Raw genomic sequence first — 21,389 nt, 5'->3', positions numbered from 1 at the left:
TTTTGTGAAAAAAAGCCGACGCTTTATCACGTTTGTCTTGTTGGCGGCGATTGCCGCCGGCTTGGCGGCGTTTAATTATTACCTTTGGCGACTGCAAGAAAGCAAGCGCCAACATATCTTCGGGCTTGAAACCCAAGTGCTTTGGCACGAAAAAGAAAATCAGCAATTGCAGGCGCGCAATCAGCGCAAAGCACAAGAAGTGGAAACCCTGCGTTCGCCGGAATCGTTTTTTATTTACGAAGAAAAAGCGCGCAAGGAATACGGCATGATCGGCGAGAACGAAACCTTTTTTATGCTGCGCGATGTCGACATCGGCCATATTGCCGATATTCAAGGCTTGCCCGATATGACGGACAATCCGCTGGGCGCCGAAATGGTGCGCGACAGCAGTGCCGTGCCGACAGCCGGTATCGACAGTATCCGCTTGGAATCAGTGGGCGAAGATGTGATTATGGCGCCTGATGTGCAGCCTGCCTCTGCCGCAGAGTCGCTTGAAAATTTGCCGGAGCCTGTTTTGCAGCTCGAGTCTTTACAAAGACCTTAAATCTCTATTTATCAATCCGTTTGCGGATTTTTCGCTTTCTAATTTACCTTATTTAACGGATAATTCGGCTTTCACAGCATCTGTCATTAAGGATTTCTTATGCAATTAAGCCTTCAATTACCGCCGGCAGCGGCGCATTCCTATCCCATTTTGATTGAATCGGGTCTGTGGCGGCAAGCCGATGTGTGGCGGCAATTGGCGCCGCATCGCCAAGTCTGCATTGTGAGCAATCCCTCGGTTGCGCCTTTGTATCTTGCGCAGATTAAAGCCGCTTTGGGCGATAAGGAAATCATTGAAGTGCTGATACCCGATGGCGAGCAGTATAAAAATCTCGAAGAATATGCCAAGGTGTTGGATGCCTTGATTGCGCACCGCTTCGGGCGCGATGCCTTGATTATCGCCTTGGGCGGCGGCGTGGTCGGCGATTTGGCGGGCTTTGCCGCGGCAAGTTATCAACGCGGTATGGATTTTATTCAATGTCCGACCACTTTATTGGCGCAGGTGGATTCCTCCGTCGGCGGCAAAACAGGCGTCAATCATCCCTCGGGCAAAAACATGATCGGCGCTTTTCATCAGCCGCTTGCCGTTTTGATTGATATCGATACCTTGAACACGCTGCCGGCACGCGAATTTTCCGCAGGTTTGGCGGAAGTGATTAAATACGGCTTGATTAACGATATTGCGTTTTTCGAATGGCTGGAAAGCAATATCGGCGGCATTATGGCGAAGGATAAAAAGCTCTTGATTAAAGCGATTGCGCATTGCTGTCAAAACAAAGCCGATGTCGTCTGCGCTGATGAAAAAGAGCATGGGCAGCGCGCCCTGCTCAATTTGGGGCATACTTTCGGACATGCTTTGGAGTCCATCAGTCTTTACCGTTTATGGAAGCATGGGGAAGCGGTGGCAATCGGCATGCGTATGGCGGCGGAATTGGCGCATTTGCGCGGCGAATTAAAGGCATCAGAATTGACACGCATTATTGCCTTATTGCAGGCGGCGCAATTGCCGATTGATATGGACGAAGAATTTAGCGTAGAAGAGGTGTATAATGCCATGTTTTTGGATAAAAAAGTACGCAGCGGCAAATTGCGCTTGGTTGCCATGAGCAGTTTGGGACAATGCCGCATTGACGATGAGATTCCCGCCGAGCAAATTCTTGCCGCCATCCGCCTTGCAGGAGTACGCCATGACTAAAGATGAGATTAAGCTTGCCTATACGCAAGCCATGCAATGGGTGCAGGAAGCGGGTGATTATCTGCGCCAAGCGATGCAGGAAGGATTTAGCGTCAATCATAAGGCTGACGCCCATGATTTGGTGACGACGCTGGATATTGAGATTGAAGAGCGGCTGAGTCAAGCCATTCGCCGCCATTATCCCGAGCACCGCATTTGCGGCGAAGAAAGCCAAAGCAGCGGCGCTACTCAGTTGAGCGAATTGGCCGGTGCGGTGTGGTTTATCGACCCGATTGACGGTACGATTAATTTTGTCAAACAGCAACGCGATTTCGGCATTATGCTGGCTTTATATATCGACGGCAAAGCCAGTTCGGGATTATTTACGATGTGATGCGCGATGATTTTTATCATGCTTCCTGCGGCGAGGGCGCTTATCTCAACAGACGGCGTATAGCGCCGCCACCTGATGCCCGATTGGCAGACAGCATCGTGATTCTCGAAAGCGGCGCAATTAAGCGCAATGATCCTTTAAGCCGCTATGCCTTAGAGCATTGTTTGAGTGCACGCGTGGTCGGCAGCACGGCTATTCTTACGGGCATTATTGCCGGCGGACGTGCCGCCGCCTTTATCAGCGTGCGGCAAATGCCTTGGGGTATCGTTCCTGCAATTGCCATTTTGGGCGAGCTGAATATCCACATCACGCAACATGACGGCAGCCCCATGTCTTTATTGCAGGGCGAAAACTGCCTGATTGCGCAGGAACAAGTACATCAAGAAATGTTGCGGTAATGCTTGGTGATTATAATGATGGGAATCGCGCCGATTAGGGCGCGCTTTTTTTTGGGAGAAGAGAAAAATATGTGGCTGTATTTATTAGCAATGATAGTGGGATTAAGCGTGTTGGTGTACAGCGCCGATGTCTTTATTGACGGTGCCAGTCATTTGGCTAAGAAATTTCATGTGCCAAAAGTTATTATAGTCAAGGAAATCAAAAAGAGTTACAAATCCACAAGAAGTAAAAGAATAGTTTATCGATGCAATTTAATCGCCAATCCTTGCGTTTACGTTTAAGCCAAGCCCACATTTTCTCGATTGGGTTCAGATCCGGACTGTATGGCGGCAGCCATAAAATATGATGTCCCGCATCTGCAATAAGCTCTTGGGTATCCTGTCTTTTGTGAAAGCTGGCATTGTCCATAATAATGACGCTGTTTTCAGGCAATTGTGTTAACAGCAATTCTTCTACCCAACAATGAAATACATCACTATTAATACTGCAATCGTAAAGCCCTACCGCAAACAACTTGTTCTTATGTATTGCCCCAATAGCATTGCTTTGATTCTTGAGTTGCCAGTTGTACTTTCCTAAACAAGGACAGCCTTTGTGGGAATAGCCGTAAGCTCTGTTCTCATGAGATTTAAAGCCGCTTTCATCTAAGTAAATCAGGGTTCTGCCTTCAGCTTCAAATGCCGCTAACTGCTTAAGAAATAATAGGCGCTGTTGTTTGTCTGCTTTCGGATGAATTAAGGTCTTTTTTTTCGAGTAATGCCGACACGTTTTAATGCTATGGCAATAGCTCTGTCGCTACAGTTAAAGCGTCTTGCCCGTTCATAGCAATAGTCATCAGGATAAGCTTGGACGTCAGCCATTAAAGCTTCATTATCGATTTTTGCCGGTTTGCGTTCGTACTTCTTGCGTTCTATGCTTTTCTTCCAACGTTGAATAGTTGTTGCGCTGAGTCGATATTCTTCAACAAGCTTTCTGTAGCTATGACCTGATGCCAGCTTGTTCAATATCATTTGTCTGTAATCTTTTGAGTATGCCATAAGTTTTAGTGTAACTGTTTTTTGATTCCTTGACTATATCGGCATGTTTATTATCGGCGTGGGCACCTCGGCACCCGAGATGGTGGTGTCTGTTTTATCTGCAATGGAAGGCAGTTCGGGTTTGGCACTGGGCAATGCCTATGGTTCCAATGTCGTTAATATTACTTTGGTACTGGGATTGACTGCCGTCATCAGCCCTTTATTTATTCAGCCGACAGTGGTTAAAAAAGATTTTATTTGGCTGTTTGCGATAACGGCGCTTGCTTTATGGCAATTATGGGATAAGCAGCTTAGTCGTTTTGAAGGTTTTATCTTATTGTTTGTATTATTTGTTTTATTAACGCAGCAATTTATAGAAGCCAGAAAATCGGCTAAAGACAGCGCTGCCGCCTTGGCAGAAGAGGAACTGTCGCAATTGCAGGAAATTAAAATACCGCTTGCTTTGGCAAAACTAACGGGCGGATTGATTGCCTTGATTATCAGTTCGCGCTTGATTGTATGGGGTGCGGTAGAACTGGCGCAGCTTTGGGGTTTATCTGAATTGATTATCGGTTTGACGATTGTTGCGATCGGTACTTCTTTGCCCGAATTGGTCTCATCTGTTATGGCGGCAAGGCGCGGCGAGCATGAAATGGCTTTAGGGAATGTAATCGGTTCTAATATTTTTAATACCTTAGCGGTGGTTGGTTTGGCGTCGGCGATTTCGCCTTTTAACATTGCTCCTGAAATTTTGCGCCGCGATATTTTTGTGATGGTGGCGCTTACGGTCTTGTTATTTGTGCTGTGTTTGTGGGCTTTGCGCAATGGCGGACGTATGGGCAGAAGTGCCGGTGCCATATTAACAGCTTCGTTTATTGTCTATACGCTGTGGTTATTACATGATGCTTTGACTTAAAGGTTTATCTGTTTGAAAAATAATTATAAGTTTATGTAAGGTGTTTTGCTGCAATGCAACATAAAAATCTCGAGTAATGAGCAAAGGGACATTTTAGGTGCTGTTTTCGAGTTCTTTAGCCCTAAGGGACAAAATAGGTGCTATCTAGCGTTTTTTAAGCAAAATAATCTTTTATAAACTTAACCTTATTGTCCTTTCCCATGCCACAATGACAAGCTAAAAGTCTTTTCAGATCACCAAATTTTCCTTCAAGCAAATTGGTGGTTTTTGGCAGGTTTAACTCCGGATAATCTTCAAAGGTAAAAAGCCAATGCAGATTGCGCCTCAGACTGTTATAAGCACTTCTTAAACGTTTGTGCCTATAGTGTGATTTACCTGTTTCGGGATTTGAGCTACGTTCGTTGAGAAAGTCTTTATGCTGCTTATGCCAGTTATTCAAATGCTCTTCAAATGCCGCTTTGCTGCTGTTTTTTAGGCTTAAGGCAAGTTGTTTTAAATCTACTGCCGCTGCTGTTTGAGGTTTTCTTGTCAGATAACGGTTAATGGTTTTGACTTGGTGGAATTGACAAAGCTGTATGGGAATATCGGGAAATAATGAGGTTAATCCTCTTCTGCCATCGCAGATAATACTCTGAATATGTATTCCTTTTTCTTGTAGCTCTCGTATGGCTTGTCGATACAATGCATTGCTTTCTGATTTAACCTCGCTGACCGATAAGGCTTGTCGGCTGATGCTGTCATACAGCACCATCACACCAAATTTACGTCCAAAGTAGGTAGTATCCATGATGATATTGACTGATGAAAAATGCCGTTGTTCAGGCTCTCTAAGTTGGGCTTGTTTGAGATATCTAGCAATGGTTTTACGGCTGCAGGAAAAACGTTGGGCGAGCTCTTGCATGCTTTGTTTGCCGCTACTATAAAGTGTCCACAACTCTTGAGGGTTAAGACGCTTTTTGCTGCTAAAACGCTTACCGCATTGCCGGCATTTGTATCGTTGCTGATGATTTTGTCTGCCGTCTTTTTTGACCTGTTTTGAGCCACAGAAAAAGCATTTTTTGTGTTCAAAGCTTTTGACCTCGCTAAAAGCCTTACAGAATAAGGTTTTTCAAACTTTTTAGCACCTAAAATGTCCCTTTCCCCCGAGTAATTGTATTTTTGTAACATATTGTTTTTATATAAAAACAAGCAGTGAATAAAAATTCATTATTTTTTATCAAAATTACTTGACGCAGTGCAGCAAACTGCCTATAATGCGCCCCAACATCATCGATGTTATCTCCTCTATATCCTCCTTTGGTGGTTGTTGGCCGAGTCGTTCGACTCGGCTTTTTTTATTCTGCATTTCCTGCCGCGGTTTTACTGCTTTACAATACCGCTTCCCGATAAGATTAATGGTCTGTCGGATATTCGATGAGAACGAGTAAGGAGTAGAGAATGAAACAAGCCACACAATTACTACATGCGGGCTATTCGCCTGATCCAAGCACGAAAGCCGTTGCGGTGCCTTTATATCAAACCGCAAGTTATGCCTTCGATAATACGCAGCACGGCGCGGATTTATTTAATCTTGAAGTGCCGGGTAATATTTATACGCGCATTATGAATCCCACCACCGATGTCTTGGAGCAGCGTTTGGCGGCAATAGAAGGCGGTATTGCCGCCTTATGTCTTGCCAGCGGTATGGCGGCGATTACTTATGCCATTCAAACCGTGGTAGAGGCGGGCGATAATATCATCGCCACCAAAACCTTGTATGGCGGCACTTTCAATTTATTTTCCCATAGCTTGCCCAAGCAGGGGATTGAAGTGCGTTTTATCGATGCAGATGCGCCTGAGCAAATTGCCCAATATGCGGATGCGCGTACCAAATTAGTTTTTGCCGAAAGTATCGGTAATCCTGCAATGAATGTATTGGATATTCCGGCTTTTGCCGCTGCGGCGCATGAGCAGCAATTGCCTTTGGTGATTGATAATACGGTAGCCAGTCCCGTTCTATGCCGTCCGCTGGCTTTGGGAGCGGATATTGTGATTGAATCTTTAACCAAATATATCGGCGGACACGGTACAAGTATCGGCGGCGCCATTATTGACGGCGGGCATTTTGATTGGACTCAAAGCGAGCGTTTTCAGGTCTTAAATACGCCGGATACTGCTTATCACGGTGTGAATTACACAGAGCATTTCGGTAAGGCGGCCTATATTGCGCGTGCGCGCGTCGCGCCTTTACGCAATATGGGAGCGGTAATCAGCCCTTTTAATGCTTTTTTAATTCTGCAAGGTTTGGAAACTTTGGCTTTGCGTATGGACAGACATTGCGAAAACGCTCTGAAAGTAGCGCAATTTTTACAGCAGCATCCGCAGGTGGCATGGGTAAATTATGCAGGATTGTCAGACAGTTCTTACCACGACTTGATTGTACGCGACTTTTCCGGCAAAGCTTCGGGCTTGCTAAGTTTCGGCATTAAAGGCGGTATGGCGGCAGGAATAAAATTTATCGATGCTTTGCAATTATTTACCCGCTTAGTCAATATTGGTGATGCCAAATCTTTAGCGACGCATCCGGCAAGCACCACGCATCGTCAGTTAAACGAGCAGGAGCTTGCCGCCGCAGGCGTGAGCACAGACATGCTGCGTTTGTCTATCGGGATTGAAGATATTGAGGATTTGCTGACGGATTTAAGGCAGGCATTGGCTGCAGCGGAAGTTTAATCATTCAAACGGCTTGAATTTACAATCCAAGTGCAAAAAAAGAAGCATTCATAATAGAGTATCATTTTGTTCCCCAACAAAAAAGACTCTAAAATGAACGCTTCTTACCGACATCCTACACTTTCAGAACGGGAAAGCATAATGATTCTGCTCGCTCAAGGCAAAAAACAGTCCGAGATTGCCCGACAATTAGGGCGGAGCTGCAGCACCATTTCCCGTGAGCTAAAAAGGCATGCACTCAAAGTATATCGAGCGAGTTCGGCGCACAGCAGCTATCAAAAGCATCGGAAAAAGTGCAAAGCGATACCCAAATTATAGTCTCTTAACTTCAAAATGAGATTATTCTAAGCGCTTCTCCTGACAAAATGTGTATCTCTAAGTCTCATTTTGAAGTTAAGGTACTATAAAACGGGCGGAATATCGTCATTTGCTGCAAAGCAAGGTGTTGGACGGCAAGTGGTCGCCCGAACAGCTCAGCAAGCGCTTAGAATTTGAACAATCTGATTTATCAATCAGTTTCAATACAATTTACCGCGCGATTCATCAAGGTTAGCTAGATATCGGTGAAGGCAAAGCAAGCCGAAAATTACGCCATAAAGGCAGAACAAGACGGAGAAAAAATCATCTTGAAAAGCGTGGAAAAATCACGATTTCGCACACATTGGAGGAACGCCCGATTTCAGCGCAAAACCGCAGCCATTTCGGACATTAGGAAGCGGATACGGTATTGGGTGTCGCAGGCGGTGCCTGTTTGCTTACTTTGACGGAACGCAAAAGCCGTTTTGAGTTGGTGAAAAAGATTGCAGGCAAAAAAGCATTGTTGGTGAAAGAGGCGATGATATGTAAGGCGCGGCGCATTTTTGCATTTTCCGCGCATTAATTTTGCATTGCTGCAAATAAAAGACGCGCAAAAACTATACCCCAAACTCAGTATAAACCACCGCCGGCGCTTCGCCCAGCACCTCTTTTGTCGCCACATCGTAATAGACGGTTTTCCCGTCTCGGCGCTGCCGTGCAAGATAACCTCCGTGCCGTTGGGCGTTTGTGCCACTAGCACACCACCACCGCGATTGCCCGTGATTTTTGCCGTGGCGCGTGGGTGAGCGGCAAAAAGCTGATTAAACTGCTGATAAAGGTTCATGCTATATTCTCTTGTTTTTTATAGGCTTCTAGGGCGGCGATAAATAAGGCATTATTTGCCAAGCCTTGCTCTGTGGCGATACGCTCGAATTCCTCGACGACGGCTATCGGCAGTTTAAAGGCTTTTAGCTTGACATCTCGCCGTGCATCGCTTTCTGCCTGTATTTGATTGCGTGTTTTTGCCATTTGCTTTTCCCTGTGTTTTTGTTATGATTTGGAGAACAGAGGCGGCTGCCACCGCCCCTGTTTTACTACACTACCAAGCTGGTACGCTTAGTAGGAGTAAGAGGATGAAAACTGTGATTTTCATCTTTATCTCCAGTCAGCCCCCATCGAAAGCTGGGGGTTTACTTTATCAGCGCCTTGCTGATGCGCATATTATAGGTTATCCTACTAAATGAAGCAAGTATTTACTTGCTTTTTCTTTGTTATTTATCCAAATATCTATCTAAAATAACAGTTTGCCACAGATAATACTGCTTACACCGCATAAATTACGGTCAATTACGCCGGACAGAGGCAAGGAATTTGCCAAACATAGTTTAGTTACGCAAGCATTAGGCGCAGCCTTTTATTTCCCCGAGCCGCATCAGCCGTGGCAAAGAGGTACAAATGAAAATACAAACGGGTTGCTCAGGGAGTTTTTCCCCAAGCAACAGGATATAAACCGGTGGAGCGATGATTATATTCAATCGGTCGTCGACAAATTAAATCTACGACCGAGAAAGTGTTTAGGCTGGAAAACACCTTATTAAGTTTACTTTAAAAAAGTATTGCACTTGGTTTGATAATTCAAGAGTTAAAATTCTCAAACCCTTATCCGAGCCTTTATGATATAAGGCACGTACAATCGTATTGGGAAATAACCGGCGTACCGCCAAGCGCATTTGATGGCTGTGTCCCAATGGCGCAAACCATTGAATCAGCCAAATATTGTCGCCACAGTTCCAATCGCTGTTGTCGCGCAAATGGCGGTCGGTTTGATACAAAGTTATATTCATATCAAAAACCAAAAAAAAAAGATATTTATGATGATAGACAGCCTGAAAAGGAGTTAAGGGTGCTGTGGTTATGTTGCACGGACAACGAGTGTTCACGCTATGCTTTCTAGTGATTCAGGATAATCACAATTAATATAAATACCTGAATTTTAATTTTTTTGAGACAATATAATCAATATCGTCTCTATTTATATAACCAGCAGCTTCTTTTATTTCAATATTATCTAATTTACCGTTCATTACAGGTAAAGACCCATAAATAATAAATTTATTTCTCAAAGTTTTTTTACTAATTAATATATCATCTTCCATAAGTAATTCAGCATAATTTTTCGCTTTTGTTTGAAATCTAAACAATATTTTTCCTGTGTAAATTCTTGCATATGTAGGAGAATTTATACCACAATTTTTGCATAGATGAACAATAGAAATACATTGTCCATCTATGCAATAATGAGCCAGTTTTTGTTGGTCAAGATAACGGCAATATATATAATACATACTGCAAAATATTATCACCAATAATGTAAAACTTATTTTTAGGATATATGTTTTACGATACCATATCGTATGGTATATACCGTATATTGCAAGAAATATCGGAATAAGTATTAGTAATAAAGAGGAAAAAATGACTAAATTATTAACGAATTCCATTAAATATCTCTCCAATACTTGGTATATTATTAGGAACTATATATTTTATGTTATCTTTTATCCATATTCTTTGTTGTCCTAAGTCGTAACCATATTTACTTTTATAGTATTGATACGGTAATTCACCATACATAGGAGCAGAACCATAAGTTTTATCAGTAAACACATTTAATAAAACTCCTGTCTTACCACCCTGTTGTAATGCTCCACTGGCTTGTTGAAATTCAGGGCAAAGGGACATTTTAGGTGCTGTTTTCGAGTTCTTTAGCCCTAAGGGACAAAATAGGTGCTATCTAGCGTTTTTTAAGCAAAATAATCTTTTATAAACTTAACCTTATTGTCCTTTTCCATGCCGCAATGACAAGCTAAAAGTCTTTTCAGATCACCAAATTTTCCTTCAAGCAAATTGGTGGTTTTTGGCAGGTTTAACTCCGGATAATCTTCAAAGGTAAAAAGCCAATGCAGATTGCGCCTCAGACTGTTATAAGCACTTCTTAAACGTTTGTGCCTATAGTGTGATTTACCTGTTTCGGGATTTGAGCTACGTTCGTTGAGAAAGTCTTTATGCTGCTTATGCCAGTTATTCAAATGCTCTTCAAATGCCGCTTTGCTGCTGTTTTTTAGGCTTAAGGCAAGTTGTTTTAAATCTACTGCCGCTGCTGTTTGAGGTTTTCTTGTCAGATAACGGTTAATGGTTTTGACTTGGTGGAATTGACAAAGCTGTATGGGAATATCGGGAAATAATGAGGTTAATCCTCTTCTGCCATCGCAGATAATACTCTGAATATGTATTCCTTTTTCTTGTAGCTCTCGTATGGCTTGTCGATACAATGCATTGCTTTCTGATTTAACCTCGCTGACCGATAAGGCTTGTCGGCTGATGCTGTCATACAGCACCATCACACCAAATTTACGTCCAAAGTAGGTAGTATCCATGATGATATTGACTGATGAAAAATGCCGTTGTTCAGGCTCTCTAAGTTGGGCTTGTTTGAGATATCTAGCAATGGTTTTACGGCTGCAGGAAAAACGTTGGGCGAGCTCTTGCATGCTTTGTTTGCCGCTACTATAAAGTGTCCACAACTCTTGAGGGTTAAGACGCTTTTTGCTGCTAAAACGCTTACCGCATTGCCGGCATTTGTATCGTTGCTGATGATTTTGTCTGCCGTCTTTTTTGACCTGTTTTGAGCCACAGAAAAAGCATTTTTTGTGTTCAAAGCTTTTGACCTCGCTAAAAGCCTTACAGAATAAGGTTTTTCAAACTTTTTAGCACCTAAAATGTCCCTTTGCCCGAAATTCATCAAAAGTTTTTCCATTAACAGCAGCATTCATACCTGCTAAGATGTTTCCAGCATCTCTCAATGAAATATATTTACCCTGAAATAAAAATCCATGATATGAACCAGCACCAGGATAATTGCTTTTTATATCGTATTCTCCTCCTGGAAGACTTTTTCTAGCAACAGTAGTATCCCATTGACCCCATGCTTTATCATTAAGTTGATAGATATATGGTTCTATATTTTCCCCAAAATGTATGATACCAAAAGATTTCCCTGATTCTGGACTAGTAAATGAGTCCTGCCACATTACTTGACCTACAACTTTTTTGGGTGAATTATACAATTCATCAAAGTCTGTCAAATTAGGACAATTATTTCTAGCAATAGGGTAGCAAACATAATCATATTGATAGATATTGTAGTCATCATTAGGAATATTACGGATAACTACCCCGTTTTTATCAACATAAAGGCTATTATTCTCCACCGCACTTTGCGCATTCAGGCTGCCTTGCGCTGCATCTGTTGCGCTGTTGCCCACTGCTGCACCCGTAGCTGTACCCAATAAATTTGTAATCGCTGTTACAGTCTCTTTCTCTTCTGCCGTTAAGTCGCTGCCTTTGTCTTTGCCATATAACCATTTACTGATGTAAGGCGCAACCGCCTCCGCACCACCTGCACTCAATGCGCCTGCTAGGGCGTTATTGTCTCCTGCTGCTGCAACCGCTGCGCCCAGTATCGCATGGGCCAGCACATGAGCAGCTTGTTGTTTTTCTGTTAATTTGCCATCAGCATTATCTTTAGCTAATTCTTTGAATTTTTGACCAATTTCATATGAAATCATCGGCGAAACAGTCGCTGCTGCAATACCTACGCCACTTTGCGTAGGCGCACTTAAGCCTGTAGCAATCATGTTCACTAAAACATTGCCATACCAACTACGCTTGCCGGTATCCTTTATGAAAATATTTATGATTTAAATATAACAGAAAAGATGAATAATTATTTTCTAACATTATCGTTGGATAATGATTATTTTCATAATAAAAATCTTGCAATTCCTCATTATTGTTAATAGATATTAATTCCTTTTTTATTTCATTTAAAATATTCTCCCCACAATAATCAATATATTCAATTGATTTATACCAATCTAATAAATCATCGATTGTATTAAAATTAGAAATCCATATATATTCTTCAGCACCATAATCTACAGCAATCTTGACTAATATTTTATTGTCATTCATAGTTACCATTTTATACCACCTTCATCTTCAATAAATTTGTTGATATATTTAGTTGTTCTTTTTGCATCTCTAGTATTCGGAAATATGGTTCCACCCATCGGATTTAAGGGATCAATAATTAAAATATCTTTTTTATCAGGAGATAGATATATAGTTTTGCCTGAATTAACAGATATTTTTTGCCCTGACATAACATATTCTATTTTATTGTATAATTGAACGTCAGTTAAATTAGCATATCTATCGCTACGTACAGTTCTTATTTTTTCAAAAATTGCAACTTGAGGCGCTTTCGTCAAAACGTTATCAGAAAGTTTCAATGCTTTTGTAGCTTTGCTTAATTTTCCAACAGGTACTAATTCCGTTACATTTGTTGGAATAAGTAATTCACCTGTTGCATAGGCCATCGCACCAACTGCTGCTTTAGGATTTACTCCTAAAATTTCATATCCACCAGAAGTTGCCCAGGCTTCAATTGCATCATCTAATTGAGATTTATATTTCTTCGTGAGTTCAATATCTCCTTTTTTGTAAGCATCAATCAAACCATCAAGAGCTTCTCTAGACTTTGTATCTAAATACTTTCTTGCATCGCCTAATTTTTTTAAAGCATCTTCTTTTAATCCATTATTCTGCACCGCATTTTGTGCTAATCCACCCGACACAATGACATCAGCACCACTATTTCCTACGGTCGCACCCATCGCAGAACCAGCCATTCCTAATATGGCACTAATCGTTTGTTTTTGTTTTGATGTTAGTTTATCGGCATCAGACGTTCCATACAAAAATTGACTTACTTTAGGTGCTAATACTTCTGCACTACCTGCTGCCAAACCTGCACTTAAAGCATTATTATCGCCTGCTGCTGCAACTGCTGCCGCAACCACTCCTTGAGCAACACCATGTAAAACCGTACCTTCATATTCATGTAATGCACCACCTGTTTTAAACAGTTCGCCAACCTTTTGCGTTACCAATGGGCTAGCAGTTGCAATCAGGTTACCTGAAACACTGTTGCTTGGCGTACTTAAACCTGCTGCAACGCTATCTAATACAAAGCCAATGCCATTAAGTTGCGCCACTTTCGCATCATATTCTGCTTGGGTGATTTCACCAGCATCTAATTGAGCTTTCGCCGTATCATGAGCTTTGTTAATTTCAGCTTTAGCAGCTTGGCGATTTTGGTTAAATGCCTGTGTTACTTTAACTTGCAAATCCAACTCGTTTTGCACCGCTTCTTGGTCAAATACGTTGTTCAGGCTGCCTGAATGTGCTTGTGCCGTTTCAGTTGCCGTTGTGGTGTAAATGGCTTTTTTGCTTTGCTCCGCCGTTTTGCCGGTTAGCCGGATTTGTGCGGCTTCGTCGGTAATGCGGATATTTTGGGTGTTGATGCCGCTTCGGGTTACGCTGCTTTGGCTGTCTTGGTCGCTGCCATAACCCACTGATGAACTTGTACCGTTTTTATCGGCTACGGTTTTTAAATGACTTTCTTGCGGATTGTTTTGTTCTCCTTGTCCCAGTGTTTTACCGCTTACGGCAACACTTGCACCCAATCCAAAACTTTTGCCTTCGTAATGGCTGTGGTTGTGGATGTCGCTGTGGGTGAGTGTGCCTGTTGTGATGCGATTTTTGCCTTTGTTTTCTACGCTTTGGGTGCTGGTGATGAGCTCGCCTTTGAGGTCTGTATGGTTTCCGACCTTGATTTGATAGCCGTCATCGCCTGCGTAAATACCGCTTTGTTCGGTAACAATAGTATTTCATTATTACTGCTCTCTGTGTTTCCGATCTGCCATCTTTTGCCTACGACGTATTTCAGATAAACGTATTAATCCTTTATCATTCATACATTGTTCTACTAATACTGAACCACCATTTCTCATATATTTGTCAGAACATTCTTTCCATGCAGCATTAGCTTTAGCTTTGCTAACATGACTACCAAGTGCAAAATCTCTATCTACATTATATCCTCCTCTAATACCGTATCCTATATCAAATATTCCATCTGGTGTACAACTACACATCAGGAGAATACAATATACCGTGGTTATATATTTCTTCATTTATGAACTCCTTGCTCTTTATATTCATCTGAAATATTTGGAACACCTGTTATTTCACTAATCCCTTTATAAATACCATCATAATTCCATCTGTTCCCTATTCCTTTTTCAGGTCTATTGCTACCACGCAATCCCTGTTCAACTGCTTCTACCGTTCCAATACCTTGTGTATTGTGAACTGATGTGCTGTTTTTCAAATTAAGCCAACGCATAAACCAGTTATTGGTTTTTCCTACTGGGAAACTGCTATAAGTGGGCGGATTATTACCAAGTAAGAGGGCGTTCAGAAATCTGTGTCAGTTCAATCAAAGGCTTATCACCTTATCTAAGCGCCCGGGGAAATGGATAGACAACTGCATCATAGTTTGTCCCCAATTGTTGATAGGTCTTGTCCATTTCTCACCGGCATTTAACATAGCCACATACAGTAATTTAAGCAAGCTGTTTTCATTGGGGAAAGCACCTTTAGTTTTAGTCAACTTACGAAACTGGCGATGCAGCGCTTCAACCGTATTGGTGGTATAAATGGGCTTCCTGACTGCCTCAGGGTACTTAAAATAAGCCGATAGTAAATGCCATTTCTCTCGCCAAGAAGCTATCACCGCAGGATATTTACTGCCCCAGAGTCTGTCGAGTTCATCAAGGGCCAATTCGGCAGATTCTTTATTAACCGCCTTATACACAGGCTTTAAATCACACATAAAGGCTTTTTGCTCCTTGCTGGCTATGTAACGAATACTGTTACGGATTTGATCAATCACGCACAACTGTACCTCGGTATTAGGAAATATCGCCTCAATGGCTTCAGGGAAGCCTTTTAAACCATCGACACAAGCAATAAGAATATCTTCTACACCACGATTGTGTAAATCCGTCAGCACAGACAGCCAATAATTGGCGCCCTCACTTTCAGAGCAGTAAAGTCCAATAAGCTCTTTATGCCCCTCGGTATTGAGGGCTAACAGTGTATAGACTGCTTTATTGACATAGCGTCCCTCATCTTTGACCTTTATAGTGAATAGCATCAAGCCATACGATATAGTCAAAGAATTGAAAAAGTATTACAGCGTTGGCTCGCCTTGCCGTACGCTCTTGTATTGTCTGCGGCTCGCCGCCTTGTACTACTTTTTCACTTCTCCGACTATAGGATAAACGCTATCCAGTGCTCTGGATTGCCAGGCTTTAAGTTGTGGAATAAGTTGGTCGGTGATACTGCTGATGGCGGCTTCTGAAACCTCAAGCTGATAAATCTCGCTAATATGCTCTTTGATAGCGCTATAGCTCATCCCGTGCGAGAACGGCGATAAGATATGATTGTCTATTTCAGGGCTGAGCTTAGTTTGGTGTTTCTTGACTAAGACAGGCTCAAATTCTCCATTGCGCTCACGAGGAGTTTCAAGTTCGAAGCTGCCAAGTGCCGATTTGACCGTCTTTTTACTGTAACCGTTACGGCGGTTATTACTATTGAGATTCTGCCCAAGATAACTTTCTATTTCAGCTGATAAAAAAGTCAAAGTGTTGCATAATGTCATTCCTTGTTTTCTGGATAGTTTATGGGAGTGACACAGTTTTTTGAACACTACCAAAGCCGTCGCTGAAGAGTTTAAGGCCATGTATCCATACCGCAGCGTCTTCATTGTCGGTGACAATGATCAACACAACGTCAGCAAAGGGCTTAACAATAGTGGTTTAGACAGTGCGCGGAAAGCCGCTCATGCCGTCAATGGCCGCTACGCTGTGCCAAAATTCACTTCAGCTCAAAGAGGCAAGGAGTTTAGTGATTACTCTGACTTACATCGCGTCGCAGGTTTGCAAGCAGTGAAGTGGCAAATCCAAGCTGGCTTAGTTATGGCACGTGTCAACGTCAATGAAGATAAAGAGCGTCATCAGTCTCAAGAGCGGAGTCATAATCGCGTGGAAGAGCAGAAGGAAGTGCGTAAGCACAAGCTTGAAGAGAAGGAGGCGAGAGAGAAAAAGCGCGGAAGGTTAATTTAAGTACGCCATCCTTACGCCAGTCATAAGAAAATTTTGTTAATAAACAGTTTTATGTGGTGCCCAGAAGAGGATTCGAACCTCCACGACCGTGAAGTCGCTAGCACCTGAAGCTAGTGCGTCTACCAATTCCGCCATCTGGGCTTTTGGGAAGTTTTAAAAGAATGGAGCCGGAGACAGGATTTGAACCCGCGACATCCTCATTACAAGTGAGGCGCTCTACCAACTGAGCTACACCGGCTGTGTATCAGATAGAGCGCGCATTTTAGCGGAAAAAAAGAGGCTGTCAAGCAAATTCAGAAAAAATTTTTTACTTGCTGTTATCATAGCGGCGCTTGAGATGGGCGGATTATGGTCTGTCTCAATATTTTAATAGCGATGTATGGCATTTCTATTTTACAAGATATTGAAAATAGAAACATAAAAAAGGATATTCATGAGCGTTACTTATAATAAATTGCATAAGCGTCTGCGGCGTTTGATAGGCAAGGCGATTCAAGATTTTCAGATGATAGAAGAGGGAGATCATGTGATGGTCTGCCTCTCAGGCGGCAAGGATTCTTATACTTTATTGGATATGTTGCTGTCTTTGCAGCAAAGCGCGCCTGTGGATTTTAAAATTACCGCGGTGAATTTAGATCAAAAGCAGCCCGGCTTTCCCGAACATGTGTTGCCTGAATATTTGCAGAGTATCGGCGTGGATTATCATATTATCGAAAGCGATACCTATAGTATCGTAACGGATAAAATCGAGGCGGGAAAAACGATGTGTTCTTTGTGTTCGCGTCTGCGCCGCGGGCATTTATATACTTTTGCGGAGGCGCACGGCATGAATAAGATTGCCTTGGGACACCATCGTTTTGACATTATGGAGACTTTTTTCCTGAATTTATTTCACGGCGGACAGCTTAAAGCTATGCCCGCCAAATTGCAAAGTGATGATGGTAAGCATATTGTGATTCGCCCTTTGGCTTACTGTGATGAACGTGATATTGCCAAATACGCGGCATGGAAGGCTTTTCCGATTATTCCCTGCAATTTATGCGGTTCGCAAGAAAACTTACAGCGTCAGGCGGTCAAAGAAATGTTATTGGAATGGGATAGACTGCAGCCGCAGCGGGTTGAGAATATTTTTGCCGCTTTGGGACGCGTACGCCCTTCACATTTATTAGATGGCGAGTTATTTGATTTCGCTTCATTAGGGGCAAAATCGGAAGCCAATAACTGGTTTGTTGATAATGACAAAGAAGATAAGGACGTTTTGCAGGAGATGCCCTTAATATTTTTCCCAAAAACAGCTGATTAAGTAAATAGTTTGGGTTTTACTTGACCAAAAAGACAATTTTACGCATAATGCGCGCTTCACAACGCGCCCGTAGCTCAGCTGGATAGAGTACCTGGCTACGAACCAGGCGGTCGGAGGTTCGAATCCTTCCGGGCGCGCCAAATCTAAGACCACCGAATCATCGGTGGTTTTTTATAGGTTTAACTTTCATAATCTATGACTTCTTTTTTTGATTTTGTATCAGCGATATTAAACGGTATTTTTAAAAATTGCCGGTTTAATGCTGCATCATGCTAATTGTCTGTCAATATTGTTGAGATGTGCCGGTATTTGACGTGAAGTATGAAATTGAAAAATCGCGTAGCTGCAGCTGCGGTGTCCTAAGGTTCTAGTAATTGCTAAAATTTATATTTGTCTCAGGCAGGGGTGGTATCGCCTGCATTTAAGATGTTTTTCAGCGAAGAATAAAGTAGATATATTGCTATAAAAAATGCCCCTTGCGGGGCATGAGATGAATTTATTGTGCTTCCGCGACAGGCAGGCTGCCGGTGTCGATGTCGGCTTTGATGAGCATGAAGGAGACCATTTTTTTGAAGTCTTCGTCGCTGATTGCCGCGCCGCCTTTTGCCGGCATAGCGTTGATGCCTTTAATGCCTTGTTCAGCAAGCGCTTCTACACTGCCACGTTCGTCAATTTTGGCTTGCCATGCGGCTTGGTTGCCTTGAACGGGGGCGCCTGAAATGCCGGTGGCATGACATGCGGCGCAGACTTTGTCGTAAGTGGCTTGCACGTCAAGTACGGCAGCAACAGCTTCGACAGGAATATCGCTGGATAATGTAAGTTTGCCGAAGGGAGCAAGGTTGCCTGCTTGCAGTTCGGTTTTGTCTAGGGTGTGCCCGGTGATGTCGGTGCCGCCATAGAAGAAGAAGGGAAGAATCAGGAAGAGGGGCATGAAGATGCCTGCAACCCACATGATTGCTTTTGCGTAAGGCGGTATGGTTTCGATTTTTGCCATGATGAACTCCAAAAAAGGTAGAATTACTTTTTTATAATGCGGACGAAATTTTAGCATAGTTTGCAGGAAAAGCGGCAATTGCTGTGAGGTGTTTTTTAAGGAGTTGTTTTTGAATAAACTTGATGTTGAAAGCGTGCATTTTATTAAGGTGGAGAGTGGCGACGAGGGGCAACGGATAGATAATTTTATCCGCAAGCGTTATCCGAGTTTGCCCAAGAATCGGATTTATCAGATGCTGCGCAAGGGCGAAGTGCGTTTGAATAAAAAACGCGTCAAGCCTACCGATAGGCTGACTGCCGGCGATGAGTTGCGGATGCCGCCGATTATTGATGCGCAGCGCGCTTTGACGACGGTGCCGCCGTTTTGGCTGGAGCGGATTCGGCAGGCGGTGATTTATGAAGATGCGCATTTTCTGATTTTGAATAAGCCTGCCGGTATCGCGGTGCATGCGGGCAGCAAGCAGCAGTACGGCTTGATTGATGCGGTGCGCGCGATTTGGGGCGAGGGTTATGCGGAATTGGCACATCGTCTTGACCGCGATACTTCCGGCGTTTTAGTACTGGGAAAAAACCGTGCCGCTTTGGCGGGTTTTCAGGCGGCGATGCATTCCGGCGAGGTCAAGAAGCGTTATTGGGCTTTGGTCAGCGGTAAATGGAATCCGCAAATTAAAGAGGTACGCATTCGTTTGGAAAAAGCAATGTTGCAGGGCGGCGAGCGCATGGTGCTGAGCAGAGGCGAGGGACAATGGGCGCGGACGTATTTCTGCATTTTGCGCGATTTTAAAGAAGCGACTTTGCTTGAGGCTGTTTTGGATACGGGGCGTACGCATCAGATTCGCGTCTCGGTGCAGAGCAAGGGACACGGTATCGGCGGCGACGGTAAATACGGCGACGATGCCTTTAACCGTCGTTTGCGCAAGGCGGGTTTTCACGGCATGTTTTTGCATGCTAAGGAAATTCAGTTTGCCTATGAGGGCGATGAGATTTGCGTGCAGGCGCCTTTGCCTGATGCGCATCAGCAATTGTTAGATAAGGGGAATTTTTAATGACTTTAGATGAAGAACGTGCTTTGGCAGCAGTGGCGCATGAGGCGATTAAGGAGATGCGCGCGCGCCGCCGTTGGAAGATTGCTTTTCGCATTGTGATGATTTTATTGGTGCTGCTGTATGTGGCGGCGATTGCTACCCGTGGTTTTAAAAGAGAGACTTTGCCGAAGGGCGATTTTGTAGCGATGGTGCGCGTAAACGGCGTAATCAGCGCCGATGATTACGCCAATGCCGAGGATGTGAATCAGGCTTTGGGCAAGGCTTTTGCCGCAAAAGGGGTGAAAGCGGTGTTTGTCGACATCAATTCGCCCGGTGGTTCGCCGGTGCAATCGGGCAAGATTTATCGCGAGATTATGCGCTTAAAGCAAGAGCATAAGGTTCCCACCTATGCCTTTATCAATGATATGGGGGCTTCCGGAGCTTATTATGTGGCGGCGGCGGCAGATAAGATTTATGCCGATCCTTCCAGCGTGGTGGGCTCGATCGGCGTGATTTCGCAGGGCATGGGCTACGGCGATTTGCTGGATAAATTGGGTTTGCAAAACCGTACTTATAAGGCGGGCGAACACAAGGATTTCCTCAATGGCGCCAAACCCGAAGATCCACAGGAATTGGCGCATATGCAGGGCTTGCTGGATAATTTGCACCAGCAGTTCATTACGGCGGTTAAGACAGGACGCGGCGAGCGTTTGCAGGATAATCCTGATTTGTTCAGCGGTTTGTTTTGGTCGGGCGAGCAGGCGTTGGCTTTAGGTTTGGTCGATGCTTTAGACGATATGACGGTGGTGCTGAAGTCCGAATTTAAGAACGCAGAGGTGGTCGATTACACCGCTGCGCGTTCGATGTGGGAGGAAGTGCTGCGCCATACGGCAATGCAGAGCAAGGCTTCATTGCGCCAGATAGGGGGCGTCGGTGAGCAGGTTGAGGCGATATTGCGCAAATAGCTCTTGCAGGGCGATGAGCGGCAAGCCGATGAGGGCATTGGGATCGCGTCCGATGAGGCGCGAGAACAGCAAAATGCCCAAGCCTTCCGATTTAAAGCTGCCGGCGCTGTTGAGCGGCAGCTCGCGTTCGACATAGATGCGGATTTCTGCGGGGCTGAGTTCGCGGAATTGGACGCTGAAAGGTTCGACAAGAGAATGCAGGATATCGCCTCGGCGCAGGCAGAGTCCGGTAAAAAATTGCACTTCCCGCCCTGAAAAGCGCGAGAGTTGCGCGATGGCATTGGTGATGTTGTGCGGTTTGCCGAGTATGTCGCCGTCGATGGTAGCGACTTGATCGCTGCCGATAACGAAGGCTTCTTTAGACGCATCGACGGCTCGGGCTTTGCTGCGCGCAAGGCGTTCGACCAGAGCCTGAGGGCTTTCATGCGGCAGGGGGCTTTCGTCGATATTCGGGCTTTGGGCGCTAAAGCGCAGCCTGAGGTTCTCCAATATGGCTTTGCGAAAGGGCGAGGTTGAGGCTAAGATGATTTCCATAATATTTTGCTCGTAAAAAGGAC

At 43.9% G+C, this 21,389-nt stretch carries 21 protein-coding genes, 3 tRNA genes and 6 pseudogenes; 12 read left to right on the top strand and 18 right to left on the bottom strand.

The window, feature by feature from the left end; genetic code table 11:
• The first annotated feature begins 4 nt into the window (after positions 1 to 4).
• From DYC63_RS11680 to DYC63_RS13860, 3 genes and pseudogenes are all read left to right on the top strand, one after another.
• Positions 5 to 544, top strand: coding sequence for an FtsB family cell division protein (locus tag DYC63_RS11680; protein WP_115219359.1), 540 nt, complete (start codon positions 5 to 7; stop codon positions 542 to 544).
• 99 nt (positions 545 to 643) lie between these two features.
• Positions 644 to 1,738: a 3-dehydroquinate synthase gene (gene aroB / locus DYC63_RS11675; protein WP_115219358.1), complete on the top strand. Its 1,095-nt coding sequence runs from the start codon at positions 644 to 646 to the stop codon at positions 1,736 to 1,738.
• Positions 1,677 to 2,509, top strand: a pseudogene (locus DYC63_RS13860) (inositol monophosphatase family protein). The gene aroB and the pseudogene DYC63_RS13860 overlap by 62 nt, the downstream one beginning before the upstream one ends.
• A gap of 199 nt (positions 2,510 to 2,708) precedes the next feature.
• Here the strand turns inward: DYC63_RS13860 and DYC63_RS11660 are convergent.
• Both DYC63_RS11660 and DYC63_RS11655 read right to left on the bottom strand, forming a co-directional pair.
• Positions 2,709 to 3,245, bottom strand: coding sequence for an IS630 family transposase (locus DYC63_RS11660; protein ID WP_245888020.1), 537 nt, complete (start codon positions 3,243 to 3,245; stop codon positions 2,709 to 2,711).
• Complete coding sequence (locus tag DYC63_RS11655; RefSeq protein WP_112863885.1) at positions 3,245 to 3,547, bottom strand: IS630 transposase-related protein; 303 nt, start codon at positions 3,545 to 3,547, stop codon at positions 3,245 to 3,247. Before DYC63_RS11655 ends, DYC63_RS11660 begins: the two co-directional genes overlap by 1 nt.
• A 43-nt stretch (positions 3,548 to 3,590) precedes the next feature.
• On the opposite strand from DYC63_RS11655, the gene DYC63_RS11650 reads away from it, so the two are divergent.
• A complete protein-coding gene (locus tag DYC63_RS11650; RefSeq protein WP_115219355.1) occupies positions 3,591 to 4,442 on the top strand; it encodes a calcium/sodium antiporter in 852 nt (283 codons plus the stop codon).
• 154 nt (positions 4,443 to 4,596) lie between these two features.
• Here DYC63_RS11650 and DYC63_RS11645 read toward each other — a convergent pair.
• Positions 4,597 to 5,487, bottom strand: a pseudogene (locus tag DYC63_RS11645) (IS256 family transposase, variant Zn-binding type); the annotation flags it as partial.
• Positions 5,488 to 5,879: 392 nt separating this feature from the next.
• Here DYC63_RS11645 and DYC63_RS11635 point away from each other — a divergent pair.
• Positions 5,880 to 7,154 carry an O-acetylhomoserine aminocarboxypropyltransferase/cysteine synthase family protein gene (locus tag DYC63_RS11635; RefSeq protein WP_115219354.1) on the top strand — a complete coding sequence of 425 codons (1,275 nt, stop codon included), beginning with the start codon at positions 5,880 to 5,882 and terminating at the stop codon, positions 7,152 to 7,154.
• 93 nt (positions 7,155 to 7,247) lie between these two features.
• Positions 7,248 to 7,995, top strand: a pseudogene (locus DYC63_RS11630) (IS30 family transposase); the annotation flags it as partial.
• A gap of 296 nt (positions 7,996 to 8,291) precedes the next feature.
• Here the strand turns inward: DYC63_RS11630 and DYC63_RS11625 are convergent.
• A complete protein-coding gene (locus tag DYC63_RS11625) occupies positions 8,292 to 8,480 on the bottom strand; it encodes a ribbon-helix-helix protein, CopG family (protein WP_115217619.1) in 189 nt (62 codons plus the stop codon).
• Positions 8,481 to 8,764: 284 nt separating this feature from the next.
• On the opposite strand from DYC63_RS11625, the pseudogene DYC63_RS11620 reads away from it, so the two are divergent.
• Positions 8,765 to 9,049, top strand: a pseudogene (locus DYC63_RS11620) (IS30 family transposase); the annotation flags it as partial.
• On the opposite strand, the gene DYC63_RS11615 reads toward DYC63_RS11620, so the two are convergent.
• The 10 genes and pseudogenes from DYC63_RS11615 to DYC63_RS13255 all read right to left on the bottom strand — a co-directional run.
• Positions 9,026 to 9,295 carry a toxin-activating lysine-acyltransferase gene (locus DYC63_RS11615; RefSeq protein WP_218564626.1) on the bottom strand — a complete coding sequence of 90 codons (270 nt, stop codon included), beginning with the start codon at positions 9,293 to 9,295 and terminating at the stop codon, positions 9,026 to 9,028. The pseudogene DYC63_RS11620 and the gene DYC63_RS11615 overlap by 24 nt on opposite strands.
• 129 nt (positions 9,296 to 9,424) lie before the next feature.
• Positions 9,425 to 9,952 carry a hypothetical protein gene (locus DYC63_RS13575; RefSeq protein ID WP_115219353.1) on the bottom strand — a complete coding sequence of 176 codons (528 nt, stop codon included), beginning with the start codon at positions 9,950 to 9,952 and terminating at the stop codon, positions 9,425 to 9,427.
• A complete protein-coding gene (locus tag DYC63_RS11605; protein WP_115219352.1) occupies positions 9,939 to 10,193 on the bottom strand; it encodes a hypothetical protein in 255 nt (84 codons plus the stop codon). Before DYC63_RS11605 ends, DYC63_RS13575 begins: the two co-directional genes overlap by 14 nt.
• 62 nt (positions 10,194 to 10,255) lie before the next feature.
• Positions 10,256 to 11,146 (bottom strand): annotated as a pseudogene (locus DYC63_RS11600) (IS256 family transposase, variant Zn-binding type); the annotation flags it as partial.
• A gap of 72 nt (positions 11,147 to 11,218) precedes the next feature.
• On the bottom strand, positions 11,219 to 12,148 hold the full coding sequence (locus tag DYC63_RS13010; RefSeq protein ID WP_218564624.1) for a VENN motif pre-toxin domain-containing protein: 930 nt from the start codon (positions 12,146 to 12,148) through the stop codon (positions 11,219 to 11,221).
• Positions 12,149 to 12,173: 25 nt separating this feature from the next.
• Entirely contained in the window at positions 12,174 to 12,494 is a 321-nt protein-coding gene (locus DYC63_RS11585) for a hypothetical protein (protein WP_147284963.1), read from the bottom strand.
• Positions 12,488 to 14,041: a VENN motif pre-toxin domain-containing protein gene (locus DYC63_RS11580; RefSeq protein ID WP_115219350.1), complete on the bottom strand. Its 1,554-nt coding sequence runs from the start codon at positions 14,039 to 14,041 to the stop codon at positions 12,488 to 12,490. The genes DYC63_RS11585 and DYC63_RS11580 overlap by 7 nt, the downstream gene beginning before the upstream one ends.
• A 210-nt stretch (positions 14,042 to 14,251) precedes the next feature.
• Positions 14,252 to 14,551: a hypothetical protein gene (locus DYC63_RS13005; RefSeq protein WP_218564623.1), complete on the bottom strand. Its 300-nt coding sequence runs from the start codon at positions 14,549 to 14,551 to the stop codon at positions 14,252 to 14,254.
• Positions 14,548 to 14,763: a hypothetical protein gene (locus DYC63_RS11570; RefSeq protein ID WP_115219349.1), complete on the bottom strand. Its 216-nt coding sequence runs from the start codon at positions 14,761 to 14,763 to the stop codon at positions 14,548 to 14,550. Before DYC63_RS11570 ends, DYC63_RS13005 begins: the two co-directional genes overlap by 4 nt.
• Before the next feature lie 93 nt (positions 14,764 to 14,856).
• Positions 14,857 to 16,056, bottom strand: a pseudogene (locus DYC63_RS13255) (IS256 family transposase); the annotation flags it as partial.
• A gap of 67 nt (positions 16,057 to 16,123) precedes the next feature.
• Here DYC63_RS13255 and DYC63_RS11555 point away from each other — a divergent pair.
• Complete coding sequence (locus DYC63_RS11555) at positions 16,124 to 16,546, top strand: hypothetical protein (RefSeq protein ID WP_147284962.1); 423 nt, start codon at positions 16,124 to 16,126, stop codon at positions 16,544 to 16,546.
• A gap of 54 nt (positions 16,547 to 16,600) precedes the next feature.
• On the opposite strand, the gene DYC63_RS11550 is transcribed toward DYC63_RS11555, so the two are convergent.
• Positions 16,601 to 16,687, bottom strand: a tRNA-Leu gene (locus DYC63_RS11550).
• A gap of 21 nt (positions 16,688 to 16,708) precedes the next feature.
• A tRNA-Thr gene (locus tag DYC63_RS11545) sits at positions 16,709 to 16,784 on the bottom strand.
• 195 nt (positions 16,785 to 16,979) lie between these two features.
• Between DYC63_RS11545 and ttcA the strand changes: the two genes are divergently transcribed.
• On the top strand, positions 16,980 to 17,849 hold the full coding sequence (gene ttcA / locus DYC63_RS11540; RefSeq protein WP_115219347.1) for a tRNA 2-thiocytidine(32) synthetase TtcA: 870 nt from the start codon (positions 16,980 to 16,982) through the stop codon (positions 17,847 to 17,849).
• A 63-nt stretch (positions 17,850 to 17,912) separates the two neighbouring features.
• A tRNA-Arg gene (locus tag DYC63_RS11535) sits at positions 17,913 to 17,989 on the top strand.
• 356 nt (positions 17,990 to 18,345) lie between these two features.
• On the opposite strand, the gene DYC63_RS11530 is transcribed toward DYC63_RS11535, so the two are convergent.
• Positions 18,346 to 18,843, bottom strand: a complete 498-nt coding sequence (locus DYC63_RS11530; RefSeq protein ID WP_172459504.1) for a c-type cytochrome — start codon at positions 18,841 to 18,843, stop codon at positions 18,346 to 18,348.
• Positions 18,844 to 18,952: 109 nt separating this feature from the next.
• On the opposite strand from DYC63_RS11530, the gene DYC63_RS11525 reads away from it, so the two are divergent.
• Positions 18,953 to 19,888, top strand: a complete 936-nt coding sequence (locus DYC63_RS11525) for an RluA family pseudouridine synthase (RefSeq protein WP_115219345.1) — start codon at positions 18,953 to 18,955, stop codon at positions 19,886 to 19,888.
• Positions 19,888 to 20,832 (top strand): signal peptide peptidase SppA, encoded by a 945-nt coding sequence (gene sppA / locus DYC63_RS11520; RefSeq protein ID WP_115219344.1) that lies wholly within the window; start codon positions 19,888 to 19,890, stop codon positions 20,830 to 20,832. The genes DYC63_RS11525 and sppA overlap by 1 nt, the downstream gene beginning before the upstream one ends.
• Here sppA and DYC63_RS11515 read toward each other — a convergent pair.
• The gene (locus DYC63_RS11515) at positions 20,776 to 21,366 is read right to left on the bottom strand and encodes a Maf family protein (RefSeq protein ID WP_115219343.1); all 591 of its coding nucleotides are present in this window, start codon (positions 21,364 to 21,366) and stop codon (positions 20,776 to 20,778) included. The genes sppA and DYC63_RS11515 overlap by 57 nt on opposite strands.
• Positions 21,367 to 21,389: the final 23 nt, after the last annotated feature.

The sequence above is a fragment of the Suttonella indologenes genome (assembly GCF_900460215.1).
Taxonomy (GTDB): domain Bacteria; phylum Pseudomonadota; class Gammaproteobacteria; order Cardiobacteriales; family Cardiobacteriaceae; genus Suttonella; species Suttonella indologenes.
This window is presented reverse-complemented; position numbering and strand designations above follow the sequence as displayed.

What these genes read in the sequence shown, in the direction of transcription:
- DYC63_RS13010 (WP_218564624.1), bottom strand. Translation starts at nt 12,148, where the DNA reads ATGATTGCTACAGGCTTAAGTGCGCCTACGCAAAGTGGCGTAGGTATT.
- DYC63_RS11615 (WP_218564626.1), bottom strand. Translation starts at nt 9,295, where the DNA reads ATGAATATAACTTTGTATCAAACCGACCGCCATTTGCGCGACAACAGC.
- aroB (WP_115219358.1), top strand. Translation starts at nt 644, where the DNA reads ATGCAATTAAGCCTTCAATTACCGCCGGCAGCGGCGCATTCCTATCCC.
- DYC63_RS13575 (WP_115219353.1), bottom strand. Translation starts at nt 9,952, where the DNA reads ATGGAATTCGTTAATAATTTAGTCATTTTTTCCTCTTTATTACTAATA.
- sppA (WP_115219344.1), top strand. Translation starts at nt 19,888, where the DNA reads ATGACTTTAGATGAAGAACGTGCTTTGGCAGCAGTGGCGCATGAGGCG.
- DYC63_RS11635 (WP_115219354.1), top strand. Translation starts at nt 5,880, where the DNA reads ATGAAACAAGCCACACAATTACTACATGCGGGCTATTCGCCTGATCCA.
- ttcA (WP_115219347.1), top strand. Translation starts at nt 16,980, where the DNA reads ATGAGCGTTACTTATAATAAATTGCATAAGCGTCTGCGGCGTTTGATA.
- DYC63_RS11605 (WP_115219352.1), bottom strand. Translation starts at nt 10,193, where the DNA reads ATGTCCCTTTGCCCTGAATTTCAACAAGCCAGTGGAGCATTACAACAG.
- DYC63_RS11515 (WP_115219343.1), bottom strand. Translation starts at nt 21,366, where the DNA reads ATGGAAATCATCTTAGCCTCAACCTCGCCCTTTCGCAAAGCCATATTG.
- DYC63_RS13005 (WP_218564623.1), bottom strand. Translation starts at nt 14,551, where the DNA reads ATGAAGAAATATATAACCACGGTATATTGTATTCTCCTGATGTGTAGT.
- DYC63_RS11570 (WP_115219349.1), bottom strand. Translation starts at nt 14,763, where the DNA reads ATGCGTTGGCTTAATTTGAAAAACAGCACATCAGTTCACAATACACAA.
- DYC63_RS11655 (WP_112863885.1), bottom strand. Translation starts at nt 3,547, where the DNA reads ATGGCATACTCAAAAGATTACAGACAAATGATATTGAACAAGCTGGCA.
- DYC63_RS11530 (WP_172459504.1), bottom strand. Translation starts at nt 18,843, where the DNA reads ATGGCAAAAATCGAAACCATACCGCCTTACGCAAAAGCAATCATGTGG.
- DYC63_RS11585 (WP_147284963.1), bottom strand. Translation starts at nt 12,494, where the DNA reads ATGGTAACTATGAATGACAATAAAATATTAGTCAAGATTGCTGTAGAT.
- DYC63_RS11625 (WP_115217619.1), bottom strand. Translation starts at nt 8,480, where the DNA reads ATGGCAAAAACACGCAATCAAATACAGGCAGAAAGCGATGCACGGCGA.
- DYC63_RS11650 (WP_115219355.1), top strand. Translation starts at nt 3,591, where the DNA reads ATGTTTATTATCGGCGTGGGCACCTCGGCACCCGAGATGGTGGTGTCT.